23 protein-coding genes are annotated in these 20171 nt (G+C 73.2%); 13 read left to right on the top strand and 10 right to left on the bottom strand.

Translation table 11 applies throughout. The features are described from left to right. Position 1 precedes the first annotated feature (1 nt). Together NVV95_RS13610 and NVV95_RS13605 are read left to right on the top strand one after the other, a co-directional pair. A complete protein-coding gene (locus tag NVV95_RS13610; protein ID WP_259487098.1) occupies positions 2-1576 on the top strand; it encodes an AMP-binding protein in 1575 nt (524 codons plus the stop codon). Positions 1577-1587: 11 nt separating this feature from the next. Next, positions 1588-2574 carry a 1,4-dihydroxy-2-naphthoate polyprenyltransferase gene (locus tag NVV95_RS13605; RefSeq protein WP_259487097.1) on the top strand — a complete coding sequence of 329 codons (987 nt, stop codon included), beginning with the start codon at positions 1588-1590 and terminating at the stop codon, positions 2572-2574. Here the strand turns inward: NVV95_RS13605 and NVV95_RS13600 are convergent. Beyond that, a complete protein-coding gene (locus tag NVV95_RS13600) occupies positions 2568-2912 on the bottom strand; it encodes a DUF4229 domain-containing protein (protein ID WP_259487096.1) in 345 nt (114 codons plus the stop codon). The genes NVV95_RS13605 and NVV95_RS13600 overlap by 7 nt on opposite strands. A 148-nt stretch (positions 2913-3060) precedes the next feature. Between NVV95_RS13600 and NVV95_RS13595 the strand changes: the two genes are divergently transcribed. The 6 genes from NVV95_RS13595 (at position 3061) to NVV95_RS13570 (ending at position 9207) form a co-directional block, all read left to right on the top strand. Next, entirely contained in the window at positions 3061-3411 is a 351-nt protein-coding gene (locus NVV95_RS13595; RefSeq protein WP_259487095.1) for a PLD nuclease N-terminal domain-containing protein, read from the top strand. Then, a complete protein-coding gene (locus NVV95_RS13590) occupies positions 3408-5192 on the top strand; it encodes a thiamine pyrophosphate-binding protein (protein ID WP_259487094.1) in 1785 nt (594 codons plus the stop codon). Before NVV95_RS13595 ends, NVV95_RS13590 begins: the two co-directional genes overlap by 4 nt. Positions 5193-5319: 127 nt before the next feature. Continuing rightward, entirely contained in the window at positions 5320-7485 is a 2166-nt protein-coding gene (gene recQ, locus NVV95_RS13585) for a DNA helicase RecQ (protein WP_259487093.1), read from the top strand. Positions 7486-7616: 131 nt separating this feature from the next. After that, on the top strand, positions 7617-8159 hold the full coding sequence (locus tag NVV95_RS13580) for a hypothetical protein (RefSeq protein ID WP_259487092.1): 543 nt from the start codon (positions 7617-7619) through the stop codon (positions 8157-8159). Continuing rightward, the gene (locus tag NVV95_RS13575; protein ID WP_259487091.1) at positions 8156-8758 is read left to right on the top strand and encodes an RES family NAD+ phosphorylase; all 603 of its coding nucleotides are present in this window, start codon (positions 8156-8158) and stop codon (positions 8756-8758) included. The genes NVV95_RS13580 and NVV95_RS13575 overlap by 4 nt, the downstream gene beginning before the upstream one ends. A 65-nt stretch (positions 8759-8823) precedes the next feature. Beyond that, on the top strand, positions 8824-9207 hold the full coding sequence (locus tag NVV95_RS13570; protein WP_259487090.1) for a cupin domain-containing protein: 384 nt from the start codon (positions 8824-8826) through the stop codon (positions 9205-9207). Between the two features lie 10 nt (positions 9208-9217). Here the strand turns inward: NVV95_RS13570 and NVV95_RS13565 are convergent, their stop codons facing one another. From NVV95_RS13565 to NVV95_RS13550, 4 genes are read right to left on the bottom strand one after another with little or no spacing between them, the layout of a single operon-like run. Beyond that, a complete protein-coding gene (locus tag NVV95_RS13565; protein WP_259487089.1) occupies positions 9218-9952 on the bottom strand; it encodes a HEAT repeat domain-containing protein in 735 nt (244 codons plus the stop codon). Positions 9953-9966: 14 nt separating this feature from the next. After that, a complete protein-coding gene (locus NVV95_RS13560; RefSeq protein WP_259487088.1) occupies positions 9967-10236 on the bottom strand; it encodes a hypothetical protein in 270 nt (89 codons plus the stop codon). Beyond that, entirely contained in the window at positions 10233-10592 is a 360-nt protein-coding gene (locus tag NVV95_RS13555) for a nuclear transport factor 2 family protein (protein WP_259487087.1), read from the bottom strand. Before NVV95_RS13555 ends, NVV95_RS13560 begins: the two co-directional genes overlap by 4 nt. A 25-nt stretch (positions 10593-10617) precedes the next feature. Next, the gene (locus tag NVV95_RS13550; protein WP_259487086.1) at positions 10618-11034 is read right to left on the bottom strand and encodes a nuclear transport factor 2 family protein; all 417 of its coding nucleotides are present in this window, start codon (positions 11032-11034) and stop codon (positions 10618-10620) included. A 163-nt stretch (positions 11035-11197) separates the two neighbouring features. Between NVV95_RS13550 and NVV95_RS13545 the strand changes: the two genes are divergently transcribed. After that, positions 11198-12763 carry an MFS transporter gene (locus tag NVV95_RS13545; protein WP_259487085.1) on the top strand — a complete coding sequence of 522 codons (1566 nt, stop codon included), beginning with the start codon at positions 11198-11200 and terminating at the stop codon, positions 12761-12763. Further along, entirely contained in the window at positions 12756-13736 is a 981-nt protein-coding gene (locus NVV95_RS13540) for an alpha/beta hydrolase (RefSeq protein ID WP_259487084.1), read from the top strand. Before NVV95_RS13545 ends, NVV95_RS13540 begins: the two co-directional genes overlap by 8 nt. Positions 13737-13936: 200 nt before the next feature. On the opposite strand, the gene NVV95_RS13535 is transcribed toward NVV95_RS13540, so the two are convergent. Continuing rightward, positions 13937-14560: a GNAT family N-acetyltransferase gene (locus NVV95_RS13535; protein WP_259487083.1), complete on the bottom strand. Its 624-nt coding sequence runs from the start codon at positions 14558-14560 to the stop codon at positions 13937-13939. Positions 14561-14689: 129 nt separating this feature from the next. Continuing rightward, positions 14690-14899, bottom strand: coding sequence for a histidine ammonia-lyase (locus NVV95_RS13530; protein WP_259487082.1), 210 nt, complete (start codon positions 14897-14899; stop codon positions 14690-14692). Positions 14900-15064: 165 nt separating this feature from the next. Here NVV95_RS13530 and NVV95_RS13525 point away from each other — a divergent pair, with 165 nt between their 5' ends. Further along, a complete protein-coding gene (locus NVV95_RS13525; protein WP_259487081.1) occupies positions 15065-15694 on the top strand; it encodes an ABC transporter ATP-binding protein in 630 nt (209 codons plus the stop codon). A gap of 13 nt (positions 15695-15707) precedes the next feature. Beyond that, a complete protein-coding gene (locus NVV95_RS13520; protein WP_259487080.1) occupies positions 15708-17195 on the top strand; it encodes a DUF6297 family protein in 1488 nt (495 codons plus the stop codon). A gap of 72 nt (positions 17196-17267) precedes the next feature. On the opposite strand, the gene NVV95_RS13515 is transcribed toward NVV95_RS13520, so the two are convergent. Together NVV95_RS13515 and NVV95_RS13510 are read right to left on the bottom strand one after the other, a co-directional pair. Next, positions 17268-18020 (bottom strand): DUF305 domain-containing protein, encoded by a 753-nt coding sequence (locus NVV95_RS13515; protein WP_259487079.1) that lies wholly within the window; start codon positions 18018-18020, stop codon positions 17268-17270. A gap of 5 nt (positions 18021-18025) precedes the next feature. Further along, the gene (locus tag NVV95_RS13510; RefSeq protein WP_259487078.1) at positions 18026-18730 is read right to left on the bottom strand and encodes a thioredoxin-like domain-containing protein; all 705 of its coding nucleotides are present in this window, start codon (positions 18728-18730) and stop codon (positions 18026-18028) included. A 160-nt stretch (positions 18731-18890) separates the two neighbouring features. Between NVV95_RS13510 and NVV95_RS13505 the strand changes: the two genes are divergently transcribed. After that, positions 18891-19616: a lysophospholipid acyltransferase family protein gene (locus tag NVV95_RS13505; protein ID WP_259487077.1), complete on the top strand. Its 726-nt coding sequence runs from the start codon at positions 18891-18893 to the stop codon at positions 19614-19616. A 35-nt stretch (positions 19617-19651) separates the two neighbouring features. Here NVV95_RS13505 and NVV95_RS13500 read toward each other — a convergent pair whose 3' ends face one another. Continuing rightward, a complete protein-coding gene (locus tag NVV95_RS13500; RefSeq protein ID WP_259487076.1) occupies positions 19652-20119 on the bottom strand; it encodes a winged helix-turn-helix transcriptional regulator in 468 nt (155 codons plus the stop codon). Positions 20120-20171 lie beyond the last annotated feature (52 nt).

Raw genomic sequence — 20171 nt, 5'->3', positions numbered from 1 at the left:
CGTGAGCAGACCGCTCGAGGTCGTTGCCGGTCTGCCCGCGCCCGAGCTCTCGGCGCGCTTGCGCGAGGCCCTGTCGAACGACGGCCCGGCCCTGCTCCCGCGGGAGTCCCGTGCGCGGTCCTCCTCGGCGCCCTCCTTCTTCGCGACGGGGTCCTCCGCGTCGACCGATTCCTCCTCCGGGGGCCCGAACGGCGCGCCGCTCGGCGACGCTGGCGCGGGGGCCCTGGTGCCGCTGCCTCGTGAGGTGCGGAGAAGTGTGGCCCTCGTGATCGAGACCTCCGGGTCGACGGGAGTGCCGAAGCGGGTGGCGCTCAGCACCGACGCTCTGCTCGCCTCGGCCGCGGCGTCGGAGCAGGCGCTCGGCGGGCCGGGGCAGTGGCTACTGGCACTGCCGACTCACTACGTGGCCGGCCTGCAGGTGCTGGTGCGATCGATCGCGGCGGGCACGCAGCCGGTCGTGCATCCGCCCGGCCACTTCTCGCCCCAGGCCTTCGCCGCCCTCGCGGGCCGGCTCGAGCAGCCCCTGCGGTTCAGCTCGCTGGTGCCGGCCCAGCTCGCTCGTCTCGTCGAGGCGGCCGAGGCCGACCGTGACATCCGCCGGGCCGTCGCCCGCTTCGACGCCCTCCTGATCGGCGGCCAGGCGTTGCCCGACCCGCTCCGCGAGCGGGCGCTCGACCTCGGCTTCGCCGTCGTGCGCACCTACGGCGCCAGTGAGACCGCCGGCGGCTGCGTCTACGACGGCCGCCCGATAGGGCGCACGGTGGTGCGACTGGTCGCGGGCGAAATCGAGATCGCGGGGCCGTCGTTGGCTGAGGGCTACCTCGGCGACGATGCGCTCACGGCAGCCCGCTTCCACACCGACGAGGGCCTGCGCTGGTACCGCACGACCGACACCGGCACCGTCGTCGACGGCGTCGTCACGGTCACCGGCCGCCTCGACGACCTCATCATCTCAGGCGGCATCAAGGTCTCCCTCGGCCGGGTCGAACGCCTCGTGCAGGCGCAGCGCGGCTTCGAGCAGGCGGTCGTCGTCCCGCGCGACAGCGAACGCTGGGGCCAGGTCGGGGTCGTCGTCGTCGACGACCTGCCCGCGGCGCCGACGCCGCCATCGCACGATCGGGCGCCCACCGGCCGCCCCATCGGCAGCGCCGAGACCGGTGACCCGGTGGCCGGGGGACTGCAGGCCGGCGACCCCACCTCCGACCAGCCCGTCATCGAACTGGGTGGCGCGCGCCTCGATCGTCTCCGCGAGACTGTGGTCAGAGAGGCCGGCCGGGCGGCCGCGCCCGCCGCGCTCGTCCACGTGCACACCCTGCCGCGTCTGGCGTCGGGCAAGCCCGATCGCGTGCTGATCGAACGCCTCGTCGCGGCCGGCGCTCCGGGCATCCCTGCCACCGGCGCCCCGGGCGTCCCTGCGGCCGGCGCTCCGGGCATCCCTGCCGCCGGCGCCCCAGGCGTCCCTGCGGCCGGCGCCCCAGGCGCCCCTGCCGCCGGCGCCCCGGGGAGCACTGCCCACCCCACGACCACGGTCCCGGCTCCCGACCCACTCCCAGGCGACGCCGCGTCGCGAGGATAGAATCAGCCCCGATGTCCAAGACGAAGAAGCGCCCCTCCGGCCACCCCGCCCGCACCGCCCCGCCGCGAAACGGCGCCCGCCCCGCATCAGGGCGCGCCCCCGCCGCGCGGCCGGCCGGACCGCGATCGGCGGCCGGCGCCTGGATCGCCGGGGCGCGCATCCGCACCCTCACCCTCGGTGTCGCCCCCGTCGCCATCGGAACCGGCGCCGGCATGCTGGCGAGCGATTTCGACATCTCGAAGACGCTGGTGGCCCTGTGCTTGCTCGTCGCGATCTTCCTGCAGATCGGCGTGAACTACGCCAACGACTATTCCGACGGGGTCCGCGGAACCGACGACGTGAGGGTCGGCCCGCCGCGCCTCACCGGCTCAGGGCTCGTGCCGGCGAAGCGCGTGCTCATCGTGGCCCTCGTCTTCTTCGGGCTGGCCGCCGCCTCGGGCCTCGCGATCGTGATCATCACCGGGCACTGGTGGCTGCTCGCGGTCGGCGCGGCGGCCATCGCCGCGGGCTGGTTCTACACCGGCGGCAAGCACCCCTACGGTTATTACGGTCTCGGCGAGATCTTCGTGTTCGCGTTCTTCGGCATCGTCGCGACGGCCGGCACGACGTTCATCCTCGCGGGCTACGTCAACTTCGAGGGCTGGCTGGGCGGTGTGGCCGCCGGCGCCATCGCGTGCGCCGTTCTGATGGCCAACAACATCCGCGACATCGATCAGGACCGCCTCGTCAAGAAGCGCACGCTGGCCGTGCTGATCGGGCGCACCGCTTCGCGCATCCTCTACGTCTTCTGGCTGCTGGTGGCGTACGCCGTGCTGGCCTTCTTCGCGCTGATCTACCCGAAGGCGTGGCTGGTGTTCTTCACCCTGCTGCTCACCGTGCCGGCCACGATCATCATGTTCACGGCGCGCACGCCGAAGGAGTACGTCACCGTGCTCAAGCTCACCAGCCTGTTCGGCCTGCTCTGCGGCGTGGGTCTCGGGCTCTCGTTCGCCTACTGAGCCCGGCGCTCGGTGCCGTCGACGGCGCTGTCCTCGACGTCCTCGTCCTCGGTCGAGCCGGCCTTGGACCTGCCGGCGGCGGCGGCTGCGCCTGACGCATCGACGACCGGTGCCGGGCGGCCCGCCTGGCCCCGGTTCAGCCGGGCCTCGTACAGCGTGCGCGACGCCTCTTCCCGGGGCTTCCGCAGGAAGATGATCGAGATGCAGAGCGAGATGATCGCGGCGATCACGGCGGCGATCCAGGGCTCGATGCTCAGCAGGTAGAGGATGGTGAGCACGACGGCGAAGATCCCCAGCCGGATGAGGGTGTACACGAGCCACGTGCGTCCAGGATTCACACCACGAGTCTAGGACGGGCATCCTGACCGCCCGCTCGAAGGCCGGCCGAGCGCTCGCCCGGGCCTCGACGCGAGGGCTCGCCCGACCCCCGGTCAGCCCTCGGCGGACACGCAGTCCGCTCCCGGATCCCGGGGGTACAGTTACGGCATGGCTCGCGTACTCCTAGCCCTCGTCATCGTGGTCGTGGCATTCACCGTGTACGCCCTCGTCGACTGCCTGATGGTGCCGAAGTCGCGCGTCAAAGCCCTTCCCCGCGTCGCGTGGGTGTTCATCATCATCCTGTTCACGCCGATCGGCGGCATCCTCTGGCTGGTCATCGGCCGCGGCCGCCGCTCGAACACGCCACCCGTGCGGGCGATGGGGCCCGACGACGACCCCGACTTCCTCGGCACCATCCGCCCTGTTCGCGATCCCGACGACGACGAGCGCCTCCGCGACCTCGAGCGCCGCCTCGCCGAGACCGACGACGAGCAGGACAACCCCCGCGCCGACCGGTGACCGTCAGCCCCGCGGCCACCTTCGCCCACCGGCTCGTCGACGCCTTCGTCGACCTCGGTGTGCGCCATGCCGTCGTCTCCCCGGGCTCGCGCTCGCAGGCCCTCGCCCTCGCGCTCGCCGACGCCGAGAGCCGCGGCCGGATCGCCCTGCACGTCCGCATCGATGAGCGCGACGCCGCCTTCACCGCGCTCGGCCTCGCCCGCGAGTCGGGGCTGCCGGCGCTCGTCGTCACCACCTCGGGTACGGCGGTCGCGAACCTCGTGCCCGCCGTCGTCGAGGCCAGCCACTCCGGCGTGCCGATGATCGTGCTGAGCGGCGACCGCCCCGCGCGCCTCCGTGGCACCGGCTCGAACCAGACCACCTGGCAGCCGGGCTTGTTCGGGCGCTTCCCCCGCCTCGAATTCGACGTCCCGCCGCCCACGCTCGGTGAGGTTCCGGATGCTCGTGCCCTCGCCGCGCGCGCCCTGGCCGCCGCCCTGGCGGCTCCCGACCCGTCGGCAGCGGGCCCCGTTCCGAGCGGGGACGGGGACGCGGACGCGTACACGGTCGAGTCGTCCCTGGCCGGAGCCGGCCCCGTGCACCTCAACCTGCAGTTCGTCGAGCCGCTCTCGGGCGAGGTGCTCCCCGACGACGAGCCCGCCGGGCCGGGGGCGGCGGCTCCCGAGAGTGCGGGACGCGCATCCGTCGCCCCCCGCACCCTGCACCTCGACCGCGGCCCCCGCACTCTGGTGATCGCCGGCGCCGACGCCGGCGACCGCGCCAACGCCTTCGCCCTGCACGCCGGGTTGCCGCTGATCGCCGAGGTCTCGAGCGGCGCCCGCTTCGGCCCGAACCTCGTCAGCGCCTACCGCATCCTGCTCGATCATCCCGATTTCGGCGGGCGGGTCGAGCGGGCCGTCGTGTTCGGACATCCGACGCTGAGCCGCCAGGTGCCCGCCCTGCTCGCCCGCGACGACGTGCAGACGATCGTGGTGCGCGGTCACGGTGAAGCGGTGGTCCCGCATCCGCAGACCCTCGTCGTCGACGAGATCACCGCCGACCCCGACGACCGCGGCGACCGCGCGGCCCGGGCCTGGGCCGGCCAGTGGGTCTTCGCCGGTCGCGAGCTGCTCGAGGAGCAGTCGGCGGCCGATGACGTGGCGGCGCCGCTGATCATCCCGGGTGGCGCGGCCGATGTGGCGGGGGCGCGTGACTACGCCAAGGGCGAGCTGGCGGCGCTGCGGGCCCCGGTCACCAGGCGGTTCCTCGCCGACGCGATCTGGCGCGCGACCTGGCCGCACGATCGGCTGGTGCTCGGGGCGTCGCGGCTGATCCGCGAGGTCGACACGGCGGTCGGCGGCAAGAAGATCGTGGTGCACGCCAACCGGGGCCTGGCCGGTATCGACGGCACGGTCTCGACGGCGATCGGCATCGCGCTCGCCGCCTCCGACGGCTCGACGGGGGCGCGCACCGGCACGACCCGGGTGCTGCTCGGCGACATCACGCTGCTGCACGACACCGGCGGGCTGAACCTGCCGCCGGGCGAGCCGCGCCCCCGCGTGCAGCTCGTGGTGGGCAACGACGGCGGCGGCACGATCTTCGACGGTCTCGAGGTCGCCGGCACGGCCGCCCGCGACCCGTTCGACCGGGTCATGTTCACGCCGCAGAACGTCGATCTGGCCGCTCTGGCCCAGGCTTTCGGATGGTCGTACCGCGCGGTCTCGACCCGGGGGGACCTTGATTCGGCCCTCGCGTCGCCGCCCGCGGGGTTGAGCCTGCTCGAGGTGCCGCTGTCGCGCTGAGTGGGCCATCTCGTGCGCGCTGTGCGCTCGTCGTCGTCCCCTCCTTCACCGTCGCGGCCGCTCCGGATCTTCTCCACAGTCCCGCCCCCGCGACCTCGCTGTCAGCCCCGCGAACTAGGCTCGTCCCGTGACTGAGACAACCGCATCCGCAGCGCTCGAGACCCTCAGCCGGGTCTTCGGGTACGACTCGTTCCGAGGCGACCAGGCTGAGGTCATCGATCACGTCATCGGGGGCGGCGACGCCGTGGTGCTGATGCCCACGGGCGCGGGCAAGTCGCTCTGCTACCAGGTGCCGTCGCTCGTGCGGCACGGCACGGGTGTCGTCGTGTCGCCGCTGATCGCGCTCATGCACGACCAGGTCGAGGCCATGAAGGCGGTCGGCGTCAAGGCGGCGTTCCTCAACTCCACGCAAGACCCCACCGAACGCGCGGGGGTCGAGCGCGACTACCTCGCCGGCGAGCTCGACCTGCTCTACGTCGCGCCCGAGCGGCTGTCGAGCGAGAGCACCAAGCGCTTCCTCGAGAGCGGCGACATCGCGCTGTTCGCCATCGACGAGGCGCACTGCGTGTCGCAGTGGGGGCACGACTTCCGGCCCGACTACCTCGCGCTCGCCGAGCTGGCCGAGCGCTGGCCCGACGTGCCGCGCATCGCCCTCACCGCCACCGCCACCGAGGCCACCCACAAGGAGATCACCCAGCGGCTGTCGATGGGTGAGGCGAAGCACTTCGTCGCGAGCTTCGACCGGCCGAACATCCAGTACCGCATCGACCCGAAGGTCGAGGTTCGCAAGCAGCTGCTGTCGTTCATCCGTTCGGAGCACTCGGGCGACGCGGGCATCGTCTATGCGATGTCGCGCAACACGGTCGAGAAGACGGCGCAGTTCCTGGCGGCCAACGGCGTCGATGCGATGCCCTATCACGCGGGTCTCGACTCTCGGCTGCGGGCGCAGACGCAGGCGCGATTCCTCCGCGACGAGGGGGTCGTGATCGTCGCCACCATCGCGTTCGGCATGGGCATCGACAAGCCCGACGTGCGGTTCGTGGCGCACATCGACCTGCCGAAATCGGTCGAGGGCTACTACCAGGAGACCGGTCGCGCCGGCCGCGACGGTCTGCCGTCGACGGCGTGGATGGCGTACGGGCTGAACGACGTCGTGCAGCAGCGGCGCATGATCGACGAGTCGCCCGGCGACCTCGCGCACCGACGCCGGCTGTCGGCGCACCTCGACGCGATGCTCGCCCTGTGCGAGACGGTGAGCTGCCGGCGGCAGAACCTGCTCGGCTACTTCGGGCAGAAGAGCGAGCCGTGCGGCAACTGCGACACCTGCCTCACCCCGCCCGAGTCGTGGGACGGCACGGTGGCCGCCCAGAAGCTGCTGTCCACCGTCGTGCGGCTCGAACGCGAGCGCAACCAGCGCTTCGGCGCGGGGCACCTGGTCGACATCCTGCGGGGCAAGCGCACCGAGCGCGTCGGTCAGTGGAAGCACGACGAGCTGAGCACCTGGGGCATCGGCACCGAGCTGAGCGAGCAGCAGTGGCGCGGCGTCGTGCGGCAGCTGCTGGCACAGGGGCTGCTCGCCGTGAACGACGACGGCTACGGCACGCTCGTCATCACGGCCGACAGCGCGGCGGTGCTCTCGGGCTCGCGGGCGGTGCAGCTGCGCAAGGAGGCCGAGCGGGTCGCGACCCGGGGCGGCTCCGGCTCGGGTTCGGGCTCGTCGCGGGGCGGCAGCCGGTCGGCGGCGAAAGACGATCTCGGCGAGGCCGATGCGGCGCTCTTCGAGGAGCTGCGGGCCTGGCGTGCGGCCACCGCGAAGCAGCAGGGCGTCCCGGCCTACGTCGTGTTCCACGACGCCACGCTCGCCGCGGTCGCCTCGCTCCGCCCCGGCTCGGTCTCGGCCCTCGAGGGCATCGCGGGCATCGGCGACCGCAAGCGGGAGGCGTACGGCGCCGGCCTCGTCGAGGTCGTCACGTCGGGCGCCTTCGACCCGTCGTCGCTCCCGGCCCCCGCCGAAGGGGGCGCCGATGACGCGGCCGCCGGTGCGGGTTCGGGTTCGGGCTCAGCCGCCCGCGCCTCCGGGGGTCGCACTGCCTCCGGCCGCGGCCGCTCCACCTCAGGCGCCCGTCGCGACGGCAACCGGCGCCCGGGCGGTGCGCGCTTCTCGCCGGCCTCCGACTCCGGCCCCGACTCGCCGCCCTACGACGACGCCCCGTCCTTCGACGATGTTCCGCCCGATGCCTACTACGAGGCGCCCCCCTACGACGACGCCGACGCCCCGCCCCTCTACCCCTGACGGGTGGCCCGGGCGGCCGTAAGGGGCGCGGGCGGCACCGGGGGACATCTTGACGCCCTTGACGGGCCGATCTACCCTGAACTTGACGGCCTTGACGGCCTTGATTCCCACGTTGCCCGAGGAGTTACTACATGACCATCCAGCGCGTGCCCGACGATTTCAGTCATGACGTGGCTGAGGCGGTCGAGCGTCGGTTGCGCGCACTCGGCGACGACCAGGTGCGGGGTCTGGCCCAGCTCCTCTCGCCGGACGAGGTCGCGGATGCGATGCTCCGCCCGCTGCCGATCGCTCGGGTGTCGAGCCCGGTGAATGGGGTCGTCGGCCCGTTCTACTCGACGGCCGCCCTCACCGCCTTGCGCAAGGTCAGCCGGGAGGCGATCCGGCAGGCTTCAGCGCGGGGGGACATCCTCCGGTTGTGGACGAGCGACGGCAAGGCTGTCTTCCCCGCGTTCCAGTTCGGTCCACGGGGGGAATTCCTGCCGGGGCTGCGGGCCGTGCTGGAGGCGCTCGCCCAAGGGCACGACGATCCCTGGCTCTGGGCGCAATGGCTGAACGGTCGCCCGGCGGTCGCCGCCTCGAAGAATTCGCCGACCATGGCCGAACTGCTTCGGTCCGGAGAGAGCTCCGTCGTCATCGAGACAGCTCGCCGCGCCGCCGCCGCGTGGGCCGCGTGAGCCGGCAGCCTCCGCCCGCCCTCGGCCTCGACCTAGCCGACTTCCCACGCCAGACGCTGCCCGAGGGGCGGGTCGTGCATCGCTCGCACCGCCCTGATCTCGGACCGTGCTACTTCAACGGTACGCCGCACTGCCGATTCAACCTCGGGGGCGGTCGCGGCACCTGTTACGTCGCCGACGACATCGCGACCGCCGTGCGCGAGAAGGTGCGGGAGAGCGTCTTCGACCAGGGAGTCGTACCGGCCTCCCTGGCGAACTCCTTCGTGGTGTCATCCATCCGTGTCGCTCGCAGCTTCTCCTGCGCAGACATCGCCAGCGCTGACTCGGTGACGCACGGCGTGACGCGGATGCTCGGCACGATGGACGACTACGTCGTCCCTCAGCAGTGGGCGACGGCCTTCGACAAAGCGGGCTTCGACGGGGTGCGATATGGCTCGAGCTACACGAACGGCCCCAGCACGGCGTGGGCGCTCTTCGACGAAGAAGGCGAGCATCCTTTCGGGGACGTGACTGCCGTGCTCCCCGGTGCCGCTGCCTGCGCACTGGCCGGGATCACGGTCTATGGCCCTCCCCATTCGGACGAGCTCGAGATCGTCTAGCCGCGCTGGCAGCGAATGGCCCGTGGTCGGTCGCGGAGGGCGGGGTGAGTCGGCAGAATCGGGGGATGACGACATCCGGGACGACCGACATCGCCGCCGAGCTCGAGCGGGTCACCGAGTATTGGACGCCGCGGGTCGTGGGGCGCGTGAACGACCAGTACGTCAAGGTCGCGAAGCTGCTCGGCGAGCTGGTCTGGCACGCCCACGAGGACGAGGACGAGATGTTCCTCGTCGTGTCGGGCCACCTGGTGATCCAGCTGGAAGACGCCGACGACGTCGAGCTCGGGCCGGGTCAGTTCTTCGTGGTGCCGCGGCGTGTGCGGCACAATCCGGTGGCAGCGGAGGAGGTGCACATCGTGCTCGTCGAGACGGTGACGACCGCACACACGGGTGACGTGACGGTCGCGGGCACCGTGCCCATCGATCGTCAGGTGGGGGAGTTCGGCTAAGCCGAGGCTCCTACTGAGCCGGCTGATCCGGCGAGGCCGGCTGATCGGGTGCGCGCGTCGAGTCCGCGTCCTGCGCCCGCGCCTGTTGCAGCGCCGCGTCGAAGTCGGCCTCGGGGTCGGTGAGGAGCTGTGCCGTGGCGAGGGCGTGGGCGCGCACGTCGGGGCGGGCATCCGTCGACGCGGTGTCGAGCGCGGGGCGGGAGGCCTCGCCGAGGCGCTGGAACGACTGGGTGAGGCTGAGGCGGAGGTCGCGGTCGCCGCGCCCGAGCTGGGTGGCCAGCGTGGTGGCGAGGGCGGCGCGGTGCTCGTCGTCGGGCGCGAGGCCCGAGGCGGTGCGCCAGGCGTTGCGGGCCACGACGTCGTCGGTGTCGGTGAGGAGGGCGGTCGTGATCGCCGGGAACGCGCGCGGGTCGCCGACCTTGGACAGGGTGTGCAGCGCCTGGCTGCGGGCCTGCGCGATGGGGGAGTCGAGCTCGGGCAGCACCTGGTCGACGACGGTGTCGGGGTCGTGCCGGGTGAGCGCCCAGGTGAGCATGTCACGCACGAAGAAGTCGCGTTCGACGCGGCACTGTCCGACCAGCACCCCGATGTAGGCGGGGGCCGGGCGGGTGCCGGCGGTCAGGGCGGCCTGCAGGCGGGCGGAGGCATCCGGAGCGCTCAGCGCCAATCGAAGACGAGTCGATGCGCCCGCGCCCGCGGCGTCGGGTGGAACCGAGCTCGGGGCTTCGCTGTGGGTGGCATCCATCCCGCCAGCGTACGTCAGCCCGCCCGACGCCCGAGCGCCGTCATCGCGCCCGCGATCTCGGTCGACGGCAGGGCGTGGAACTCGACCCCGCCCCGGCCGTCGCTGACGATCAGATCCCACACGCCCGGGTGCGCGATGACGGTGGCCGTCAGCGGGCCGCGGGTGAAGACGCGCACCGTCCGCAGCGCGATCTCGGAGTGGTCGACCCAGTCGGTCAGCGTGTCCTCCCCGGCGAACCGCGGCAGCCCGTACGGGTCCGACTCGTCGGTGACGCGGCCGCTCACTCCGTCAAGAGCAGCGTGTAGATCTTCGTGATGCGCCCGTCGCGCACGAAGCAGGTGTCGACACCTCGCACCACCGGCGGCGCGCCCTCGGGCCCGAGGTTCCAGGCCAGGTAGCCCATGTCGTGGTTGACGTAGATCGGGCCGGCCTCGGAGAAGACGAAGCCGGGCGCACCCTCGAGCAGCGCCCCGGCCTTCGCGTCGAGCGCGTCCCAGCCCTCGACGACCTCGTCGGGGTCGAGGAACACCACGTCCTCGGTGTAGGTGCGCTCGATCGCCGCGCGGCGGAGCGTGGCGTCGCGCTGCCCGAACACCTCGTGGAGATTCGCCCTCATCAACGACTCGATCTGCTCGGTCATGGCCGTCTCGCTCCCTGCTCGTGGATCACGCCGGCGTCTCCGGCTCGTAGACCTTGCGGAACGCGTCCTTGCGGGCGATCTTGCCCGCCCGGAACTGGAAGATGTCGCAGCCCCGCGTCTCGACGACCACCCCGTCGGGGCCGGGGCCGGTGAACGACCAGGTGCCGGCACCGCGGGTGCCCAGGATGATGGGCCCTTCGTCTTCGTGCCGCTCCTGCCCGACGTCGTGGGCGAGCATGAGCGCGAAGCCCTCCCGCACAGCGTCCTTGCCCGACCAGGTGCGGCCGGGCTCGGGGCCGACGGACGCGCTGTAGACGCAGTCGTCGGTGACGTGGCTCATCAGCGCCTCGAGGTCGTGGCGGGCCCAGGCGTCGCTGAACGCCGCCAGCACCTCGGGTGTCATGTCGCTGTGGCGGTCGTCGGTCGAGCGGGATTCGTCCATGAGTGAACTCTGGCACCGCGCGGGCTCGTCGTGTCGAAAAGTTCTGACGGGCATCCGGATGCGCTACTGTCGCCTTAGAGGGAAAAACCCCGTCGCCCCTGGCAGACGGAACCGCGTACGCGTCTCACGGGAGTCGTCACTTCTTCATCGAAGGAGTGCGCCCATGACCGAATCCGTCCCCTCATCCGTCCCGGCCCCGCCGCCGCGTCTGCGCGAAGCGTGGGTCGCGCTCGCCGGGCTCTCGGCGGTGTTCCTGTTCGAGATGCTCGACAACTCCGTCCTGAACGTCGCGCTCCCGACCATCGGCCGTGACCTCGGCGCTCCCACCGCGTCGCTGCAGTGGGTCTCGGGCGCCTACTCGGTCGCGTTCGGCGGCCTGATGCTGCTGTTCGGCGCGATCGCCGACCGCTTCGGACGCCGCCGGGTCATGCTCGTCGGCCTCACGCTGCTCGCGACCGTGAGCGTGCTCACCCTCTTCGTCACCTCGATCGATCAGCTGATCGCCGTGCGAGCACTGCTGGGCGTCGCCGCGGCCATGACCACCCCGGGGTCGATGGCGCTGGCGTTCCGCCTGTTCGACCGGGACGATCTGCGCGTCCGCGCCCTGACGGTCATCTCCACGGCCGGGCTCGTCGGGCTCGCCGCCGGGCCGACGATCGGCGGCTTCGTGCTGGCCGTGGCGCCCTGGCAGGTGCTGATCGTCGCCAACGCGCCGATCGCGGTGATCGCCTTCCTCGGCATCCGCGCCGGGATCGCCGCCGACCAGCGGGCCGACCGTCACCGCGACCCGATCGACGTGCTCGGCGCGGTGCTCGGCGCGGTGACCGTCGTCGGCGTCCTCCTCACGCCGACCCTGTTCGTCGTGGGTGCCGACACCGCACCGGCCTGGGTCGCGATCGCGGTCACCGTGGCGGCTGGGATCGGGTTCGTCGTCCGGGAGCGCACCGCGCGCCATCCCCTGCTCGACCTGCGGCTCGTCGCGCAGCCGCTCGTGGCCTCGGGTCTCGCCTACAAAGCCGCCACCGGGCTCGCGATGGCCGGCCTGTCGTACCTGACCACCCTGCAGCTGCAGCTCGCCTGGGGATGGACGCCGGCCCTCGCCGCCCTCGGCACCCTCCCGCAGGTCGTGGTGCTCCTGGCGAGCGGGCGCTTCGTCGGCCCGTTCGTGAAGCGGGTCGGTCTCGACCGGGCCGCGTGGATGAGCGCCGCCGCCGTCGTGGCCGGGCTCGCCGTGTTCGCGCTGCTCGCCCGGTTCGGGTACCCCTGGGTGCTGGTGGCCCTCGTCCTCGTTGCGGCCGGGATGCGCGTGGTCGGCGTCGTGGCCGGCAGCAGCGTGCTCCGGGGCCTTCCCGGCGACCGCACGTCGATCGGGGCAGCCCTCGTCGACACCGCGAGCGAACTGGCCACCGCCGTCGGGATCGCGGCGACCGGCACGATCCTCGCCGCCCTCGTCGGATCGAGCGTCACGGCGGAGGCCTTCGACCCGGCGCGGCTCACGGCCTTCGAGGAGGCGATCGTGATCGCCGGGCTCGCCATCACCGCGCTCGCCGCGGGGCTCGTCGTGGCGGGCATCCGCTGGTCACGCCGGGCCACGCGCCCGACGCCGGCCGACCCCGCCCCCACCTCGGCCGGCTTAGCCCTGGCTGACCCCGCCCCCACCCCGGTCGGCCCAACCCCGGTCGGCCCCACCTCGGCCGGCCACACCACCCAGGAGTCCTCCTATGTCTGACCCCATGCCCCGCCCTCCGTTCGACCCCGAGCTGATCCCCTTCCTCGACACCCTCGAGGCGCGCGGGCCCGTCACGTTGACGACCGAGATGCTGCCCCGGATGCGCGCGCTAGACGTGACCGAGGAGGCACTCGACGAGCGGCTGCACTCGCGCGGCTACGAGCGCCGGTCGCTCACCGTGCCCGGCCACCTCGGCGACCCGATCTCGCTCGCGATCATCCAGCGGACCGGCCGCACGGGAGCGACCAGCGCGTTCTACACGATCCACGGCGGCGGGATGATGTTCGGCCACCACCTCGGCAACCTCGACTCCTACGACGACTGGCTGCTGGACGACCACGACGTCGTGCTGATCAGTGTCGACTACCGGCTCGCCCCCGAGCATCCTGACCCCTACCCGGTCGAGGACTGCTACGCCGGACTCGTCTGGGTGCACGACCACGCGGACGAGCTCGGCATCGACCCGGCCCGCATCGTGATCGCCGGGCAGAGCGCCGGAGCGGGGCTCGCCGCGGGCACCGCGCTGCTCGCCAGGGACCGGAAGGGGCCGGCGCTGCTCGCGCAGATCCTGGTCTCGCCGATGCTCGACGACCGTGACTCGACGGTGTCGACGCAGCAGATCGACGGAGTGGGGGTGGCCGACCGGCAGCTGACCCGCTTCGGCTGGGACGCCTACCTCGGGCCCCGGCGTGCGGGCGAGGACGTGTCGGTCTACGCCGCGTCCGCGCGCGCGAGCGACCTGGCCGGGCTGCCGCGCACCTACATCGATTGCGGGAGCGCGGAGGTCTTCCGCGACGAGACGGTCGCCTACGCGACCGCGCTGTGGGCGGCCGGCGGCGACGCCGAGCTGCACGTCTGGCCGGGTGCCTTCCACGGGTTCACGAGCATGATGCCGACGGCCGCGATCTCCCGCAGCGCCATCGCGGCCCTGGCCGACTGGACGCGGCGGCTCCTGGGGTCGCCGACGGCTTAGCTGCGGCGAGAGGTCGGGGCCGCCGACGGCTTAGCTGCGGCGAGAGGTCGGGGCCGCCGACGGCTTAGCTGCGGCGAGAGGTCGGGGCCGCCGACGGCTTAGCTGCGGCGAGAGGTCGGGGCCGCCGACGGCTTAGCTGCGGCGAGAGGTCGGGGCCGCCGACGGCTTAGCTGCGGCGAGAGGTCGGGGCCGCCGACGGCCTAGTCGAGGCGGGTGGGCGCCGACGGTCCAGGCGCGGCGACGGGCGGGGCGAGGGTGAGCCACTCCTCGTCGAGCCGGTAACCGACGGCGCGGTTGGCGGCGATGCTCGCCGGGTTGTCGAACGAGCCGCCGGTGCGGAACATTCGGCGCCCCTCGTCGGCGAGGGCCAGCACACTCGCGGCCTTCACCGCCGCCCCGAGGCCCCGGTCCCGCCAGGTGCCGTCGACGACCGTGAAGTCGGTCTCGGTGGCGTCGCACGCCAAGGCGCCGAGCGAGAGGAAGCTCATCGCGACGAGCCCGGGCGCCGCGAAGACACCCCAGCCGCGGTGAGCCGGCGCCGGCGTCGCGCTCTCCACGGTCAATGCGTCGTGGGCGGTCGCGACGTCACCGGGGTAGTCGTCGAGGGTCTCGCGGTCCAGCGCCAGCACGGCGTCGACGTCGCCGGGGCCGAGCTCGCGAAGGGCGAGCGGATGCACGTCCCGCACCCGCTCGCGCAGGCGGTCGCGCATCCGCTCGTCGATCACGAGCCCGGCGCCCCACGAGCGCGCGACGACTACCCAGCCGCGACCCTCAAGCCCGGCCCGCTCGGGCGAATCGGCGCGCATCACCCGGCGGTCGCGCATCCGGAGCTCACCGCACCCCATGCGGCGGGGCGGCGACCGCCGGAACGACGATCACGACCCGCGGCGGGGCGGCGCTCGCCGGAACCACGATCACGACCCGCGACGGGGCCGCGACCGCTGGAGCGACGATCACGACCCGGCTGCGCCGTGCACGCGGCCGGTCGCCGGGTCGACCCAGTTCGCCGAGCCGGTGAGGCGGTGCCAGCGCTTGTGGAGGGCGAGGTCGGTGTCCGCGGCGTCGACGACCGCCGCGCCGCAGAGCTCGCAGATGCGGATGAGCACCGTCTCGCCCTCCGCCGTGCGGATCGAGAACGCGCCCTCCGGGAACACGACGCCCATGGGTACCCCTTCCGTGACCGCTCGGGGAGCCGTGGCCCCGAGGGTGCCACCACGGTACCCGACGCGCGGCCGCACGTCTCCGACCGCCCGCATCCGTCTGCAGACGGATCCCGCGTCGGCCCGCCCGGAGAAGAATGGGGTGATGCAGCCTCAGGGGAGACCACGATGATCGACGTCGACCGGGTTGATGTGCGGGCCGCCGGCGTGACGCTGCTGCGGCCGGTGTCGGTGCAGGTGGGGGTGGGCGAGGCGCTCGTGGTGCGCGGGCGCAACGGCACGGGCAAGTCCACGCTGCTGCGCGTGCTCGCCGGGGCCCGCCGGCCGTCGGGCGGCACGGTGCGGGTCGGCGGCTCCCTCGTCGATGCGCGCGACCGACGGTTCCGGCGGCGGGTGTCGGCGATGATCGGGCTCCCGCCGATGGCGCCCGAGCTGACCGTCCTCGAGCACGTCCGGCTGGTGGCGGCGACGTGGTACTCCGATCCTGACGAGAGCCGGGCGGTCGAGGGTGGGCTGCTCGCCGAGCTGGGGCTGGATGCGCTGTCCGCCCGGTTCCCGCACGAGCTGTCGTCGGGCCAGACCCAGCTGTTCGGCCTCGCTCTGCTGCTCGCGCGGCCTTTCGACGTGCTGCTCCTCGACGAGCCCGAGCAGCGCCTCGACCCGGAGCACGTCCACACGATCATCCGCGTGCTCAGGGCCCGTCGGGACGCCGGGGCCACCCTCGTCGCGGCCACCCACAGCTCGGTGCTCGCCGACGCGCTGGCCGACCGCACCCTCGAGCTGGACGCGGCCGCGTGACCGGCGAGGTCGCGTGAGCGGGCGGGTGCGGGCGGCGATCGCGGTCTGGCGCGCCCGCTCCGGCCGCGCGGTCGGGCAGAGCTCGTTCGACCTGTACCTCGGCCTGATGGTCGCGCTCGTGGCGGTCGTGCCCGTCGGTCGGGCCGTCTGGCTGAGCGCGTCGGGGCACGAGGGGCTCGCCGTGCTGTCGTCTCCGGATGCTCCGGCCGCCGCGTCCCTCCTCGCGACCGCGCTCTGGGCGGGCGCTCTGCTGCTGGGCCGTGAGCGCGGGCCGGCGCTCCGGTCGCCGTTCCTCACGCACGCGCTGGCGTCGAGCGCGATCCCGGTCGCGACGGCGTTCCGGGGGCCGGTGCTGCGCTCGGGGGCCTTGATCGCGGCGGCCTGCACGGGCGCGGCGATGGTCGTCGGCGCCAGTCTCCTCGTCGCGGGGCTGACCGATCCCGTCGGGGTCGCCGTCCTCGCCGGTGCGGGGCTCGCCGTCGGCGTCGTCGCGGCGGTGGCGTGGCTGATCGGGCAGGCGGCGCCGCGTGCGGCTGCGGTGACGGCGGTCGTGGTGGGGATGCTCGGCGGTGCGGCCGCGGTCGTCCCCGCGCTGCGCGCCGTCACGCCGTCGGGCTGGGTCGCGCTGGCGTACCCGTCAGCGCAGGCGCCGGGCGCTCCGATCGCTCTGGCGGCGCTGGGGCTCGTCGCGGCGGTGCCGGTGCTGATGAACACGCTCCGTGCCGGCGAGCTCACGGCCCAGGCCTCGCGCTGGAGCTCCGCCACGAGCTACGCCGCGGGGCTGGACTTCGACATCGCCGCTCAGCTCTACCGGCGTCGCCCGCAGCTCGGGCGAGGCCTCGTCGCCGTGGGAGCAGGGCGCGGGCGGGCGGGTCTGTTCCTCGTCCGCGACGTCGTCGGGGCCGTCCGCACTCCGGGGCGGCTCGCCGCCGGGGTGCTCGGGCTCGTCCTCGCCACAGCCCTCCTCGCGCTGGCGACCGCGCCGGCGATGCCCGGGTGGCTGCTCGGCGCGGTGGCCGGTGTGATGGCCTACGCCGCCCTCGGCCCGCTGACCGACGGCATCCGCCATGCCGCCGACACCGCCGCCGATCTGCCGCTCTACGGAATCGGCGACACGCAGCTCGTGGCGAGCCACCTGCTGTTCCCGGCTCTCGCGGCCCTGATCGCGGTGGCCGCCGGGGTCGCGGTGGTCTGGCTCCTGACGGGAGTCGCCCCGTTCGCTGCTGCCGGACCGACGGCCCTGCTCGCCGCGCTCGCGCTGGCCGGGCGGCTGGCGGCGGCGCTGAAGGGGCCGTTCCCGCCGGTGCTGCTGACCCCGGTGCCGACCGCGATGGGCGACCCGATGGCGGCCGTCCGGCTCGCCTGGGCGCTGGACGGTGTCCTCCTCGCGTCCGCCGCCGGCCTCGCGGCGGCGCTGCTGACGAGCGTCCCGCTCCTCGCGGCGGGTGTCGCGGCGGCCACCGTCGTCACGGTCGCGTACCGCTGGCGTCACCGCCGCTGACGGGCCGACGGTCGGCACCCGGCGCCTGACGCTCGGTGCATGGCCGCTCACGACGGGCCGCCGGCGGGCGTATCAGCTGCGGGCGGCCAGGAGCTCCTGCATGTACTGGATCTCGCCGGACTGCGCGAACACGATGGCCTTCGCGAGCGCGGTCACCAGCGGGTTCGTCGTGCGCGCGAGCGCGGCCTGGGCCATCTCGACGCCACCCTGGTGGTGGGCGATCATCAGCTGCAGGAACAGCGTCTCCGCCTCCACCCCGGTCAGGCCGGAGAGGCGGTCGAGGTCGGCGGAGGTCGCCATGCCGGGCATCGGCTCGCCGGGAACCATGGGGGCGGTGCCCGATCCAGCGCCGCCCGCACCGGCTGTCCCGTCCGGCGCCGACGACGAGCCCCCGTGCGCGTGCCCGTCCGACCCGTCGAGGGTCGGCTGGAGCATCCACGTCATCTCGGGCTGCGACGACGCCTGGGGCAGGCCCCACGCGTTCAACCACGCGTACATCTGCCCTGACTGCTGCGCCTGCGAGGTCGCGATGTCGTAGGCGAGCGAGCGGATGGCCGGGTCGTCGCTCTGCTCTCGGATGATCAGCGCCATCTGCACGGCCTGGTCGTGGTGGGTCTGCATGTCCCGCGCGAAGCCGGCCTCGACTCCGGTGTCGGTCGGGGTGGCGGTGCGGGGTGCTGCGAGCCAGCCGGCCGAGAACGCGACGACCGCCACGAGTACCGCGGCCACGATCGCCGCGAGGGTGAGGCGGCCGCGCGAGGGGCGCCGAGCATCCGGAGCCCCCTCGTGGAGAGGGGAGTCAGGCGACGAGGACGAGGAGGTCACCCCGCTCAGGCCACCTTGCCGGAGGCGTCGAGCCCGCCGGTGCAGGCGGCGCCGGGCTCGGGGGCGTCGTTCGAGCGCCAGAACTTCTGCACGAAGTCTCCGAGGCGCTCGTCGTCGACGCCGTCGAGGAAGACCTGATTGCCCCAGGCGGAGGCCACGACCGGCGAGGCGAGGCCCTCGTAGGGCGAGAGCACGACGTAGGTGTCGGGCAGCTCCGAGCGCAGGGTCTCGACACCGGCCTCGTCGACGACCGCGGGGTCGTAGGTGACCCAGACGGCGCCGTGCTCGAGCGCGTGCACCGCGTTCTCGTTGGGCACGGCCTGGTCGTAGACGCCGCAGTTCAGCCAGACGGCGTTGTGGTCGCCGCCGGCGGGCGGGGTCTGGGCGTAGTCGACGGTGCCCGTGACGTGGTTCGAGGTGAGGTTGTCGTAGCTCTGCAGCTCCCCGATCGAGATCGAGGCCGGGTCGACCTTGGGCTCGGCGCTCGTGACGACGAAGGTGATGACGAGGCCGAGCGCGATCACACCGGCCGCTGCGCCACCGAAGATGCCGATGCGGCGGTTGCGCTGCTGCTTCTTCTGCTGCGCGATCATCTGGGCGACCTTCTCGGCGCGGCGCGCTTCGCGCTCCTGCTTCACCGTGAGCTTCTTGGCCTGGTCTTTGGCCTTCGGGGGCACGGAGGAGGTGGGTTCGGAGGGCACGGGTCTCATTTCGACGAACGGGAGCAGGGCAGGCGGAGCAGGGTGGTGCGAGCAGGTGGTGCGAGCAGGTTGCAGCGACAACCATCGCCAGGATGCCGCAGCCGCCTATGAAAAAGCAGTGAGCAGCACCATAGCCCGGGGGGCATGCATCGCGTGCGAGCATCGGGGGATGTTGAAGACGATCGCCCGGGGCCTCGCCCGACCCCTCGCCGGCGTCGTGTACCGGCCGACCGTGATCGGGCGGGAGCTCGTTCCCCGCGAGGGCGCCGTGCTGCTCGCGAGCAACCACCTCAGCTTCATGGACAGCGTCGTGATCACCGTCATCGCCCCCCGCGACGTGCGCTTCCTCGCCAAGCAGGAGTACTTCACGGGGGAGGGCCTGAAGGGCCGCGTCTCGAAGACGTTCTTCGAGTCGATCGGCGCCATCCCGGTCGATCGCGACAGCGCGACCGCCGCGCAGGACTCCCTCGAGCGCGGCCGCGAGGTGCTCGAGTCGGGCGGCGCCTTCGCCATCTACCCCGAGGGCACCCGCTCCCGCGACGGCCGGCTCTACCGGGGCCGCACCGGGGTGGCCTGGCTGGGGTTGACGACCGGATGCCCGATCGTGCCGGTCGCGCTCAGCGGCACCGAGAACCTCCAACCCGACGGCGCGCGCGTTCCCCGTGTGACGCCCGTGACCATCCGCTTCGGCGAGCCGATCGAGTCGGCGGGCTATGGCGAGGCGGGCTCGGCGCGCGCGCGACGGAGGCTCACCGACGACGTAATGGCCGCCATCGCCGCGATGTCGGGGCAGGAGCTCGCGAACGCCTACAACGAACCGCCCGCCTCGGGGGTCGTGGAGCGGGTGCGCCGCGCCATCCACCGCAACGACCCCGACGGGGCGACCCCCGACTGACCCGCGGCGGGCGACGCGCGACACACGCCGAACCCCTACCAGCGCGTCCGCGCCGCCGGCCCCGGCGCGATCGTCACGTCCACCGGCGCCACCGCCCGCCCCTCGGCGTCGACGAACGCCAGCGACACCGGCTCCTCCCCGGCGACCAGCACCGACGACGCCCCACCCTCGTAGGGGTTGTACGCGTCCCCCCACTGCACCAATGCCCCGATCACGACCGCGAGCCCCCGCCCCGCCTCGGTGAGGTGGTAGCTCGAGCGCTCGCGCGACCCCGGGGCCCGGTACGGCCGCTTCTCGAGCACGCCGCTCTCGACCAGCTTCGCGAGCCGCGCGCTGAGGATGTCGCTCGGGGCGCCGAGGGACTCCTTGAACTCCGAGAAGCGGGTGAGCCCGCGGAAGGCGTCGCGCACGACGAGCAGCGACCACTTCTCGCCGACCACGTCGAGCGTGCGCACGATCTGGCACCGGGGCCCGTCGGCGGGCCGGCTCGCGGGGTCGGTCATGGCCACCATGGTACGTCCGGCCCCTCTGTATTGGAAATTCAAACTCAGACCG

This window comes from Herbiconiux gentiana (genome assembly GCF_024978135.1).
GTDB lineage: Bacteria > Actinomycetota > Actinomycetes > Actinomycetales > Microbacteriaceae > Herbiconiux > Herbiconiux gentiana.
Note: the sequence above shows the minus strand (reverse complement) of the source record. Positions and strands in the feature narration are given on the sequence as shown.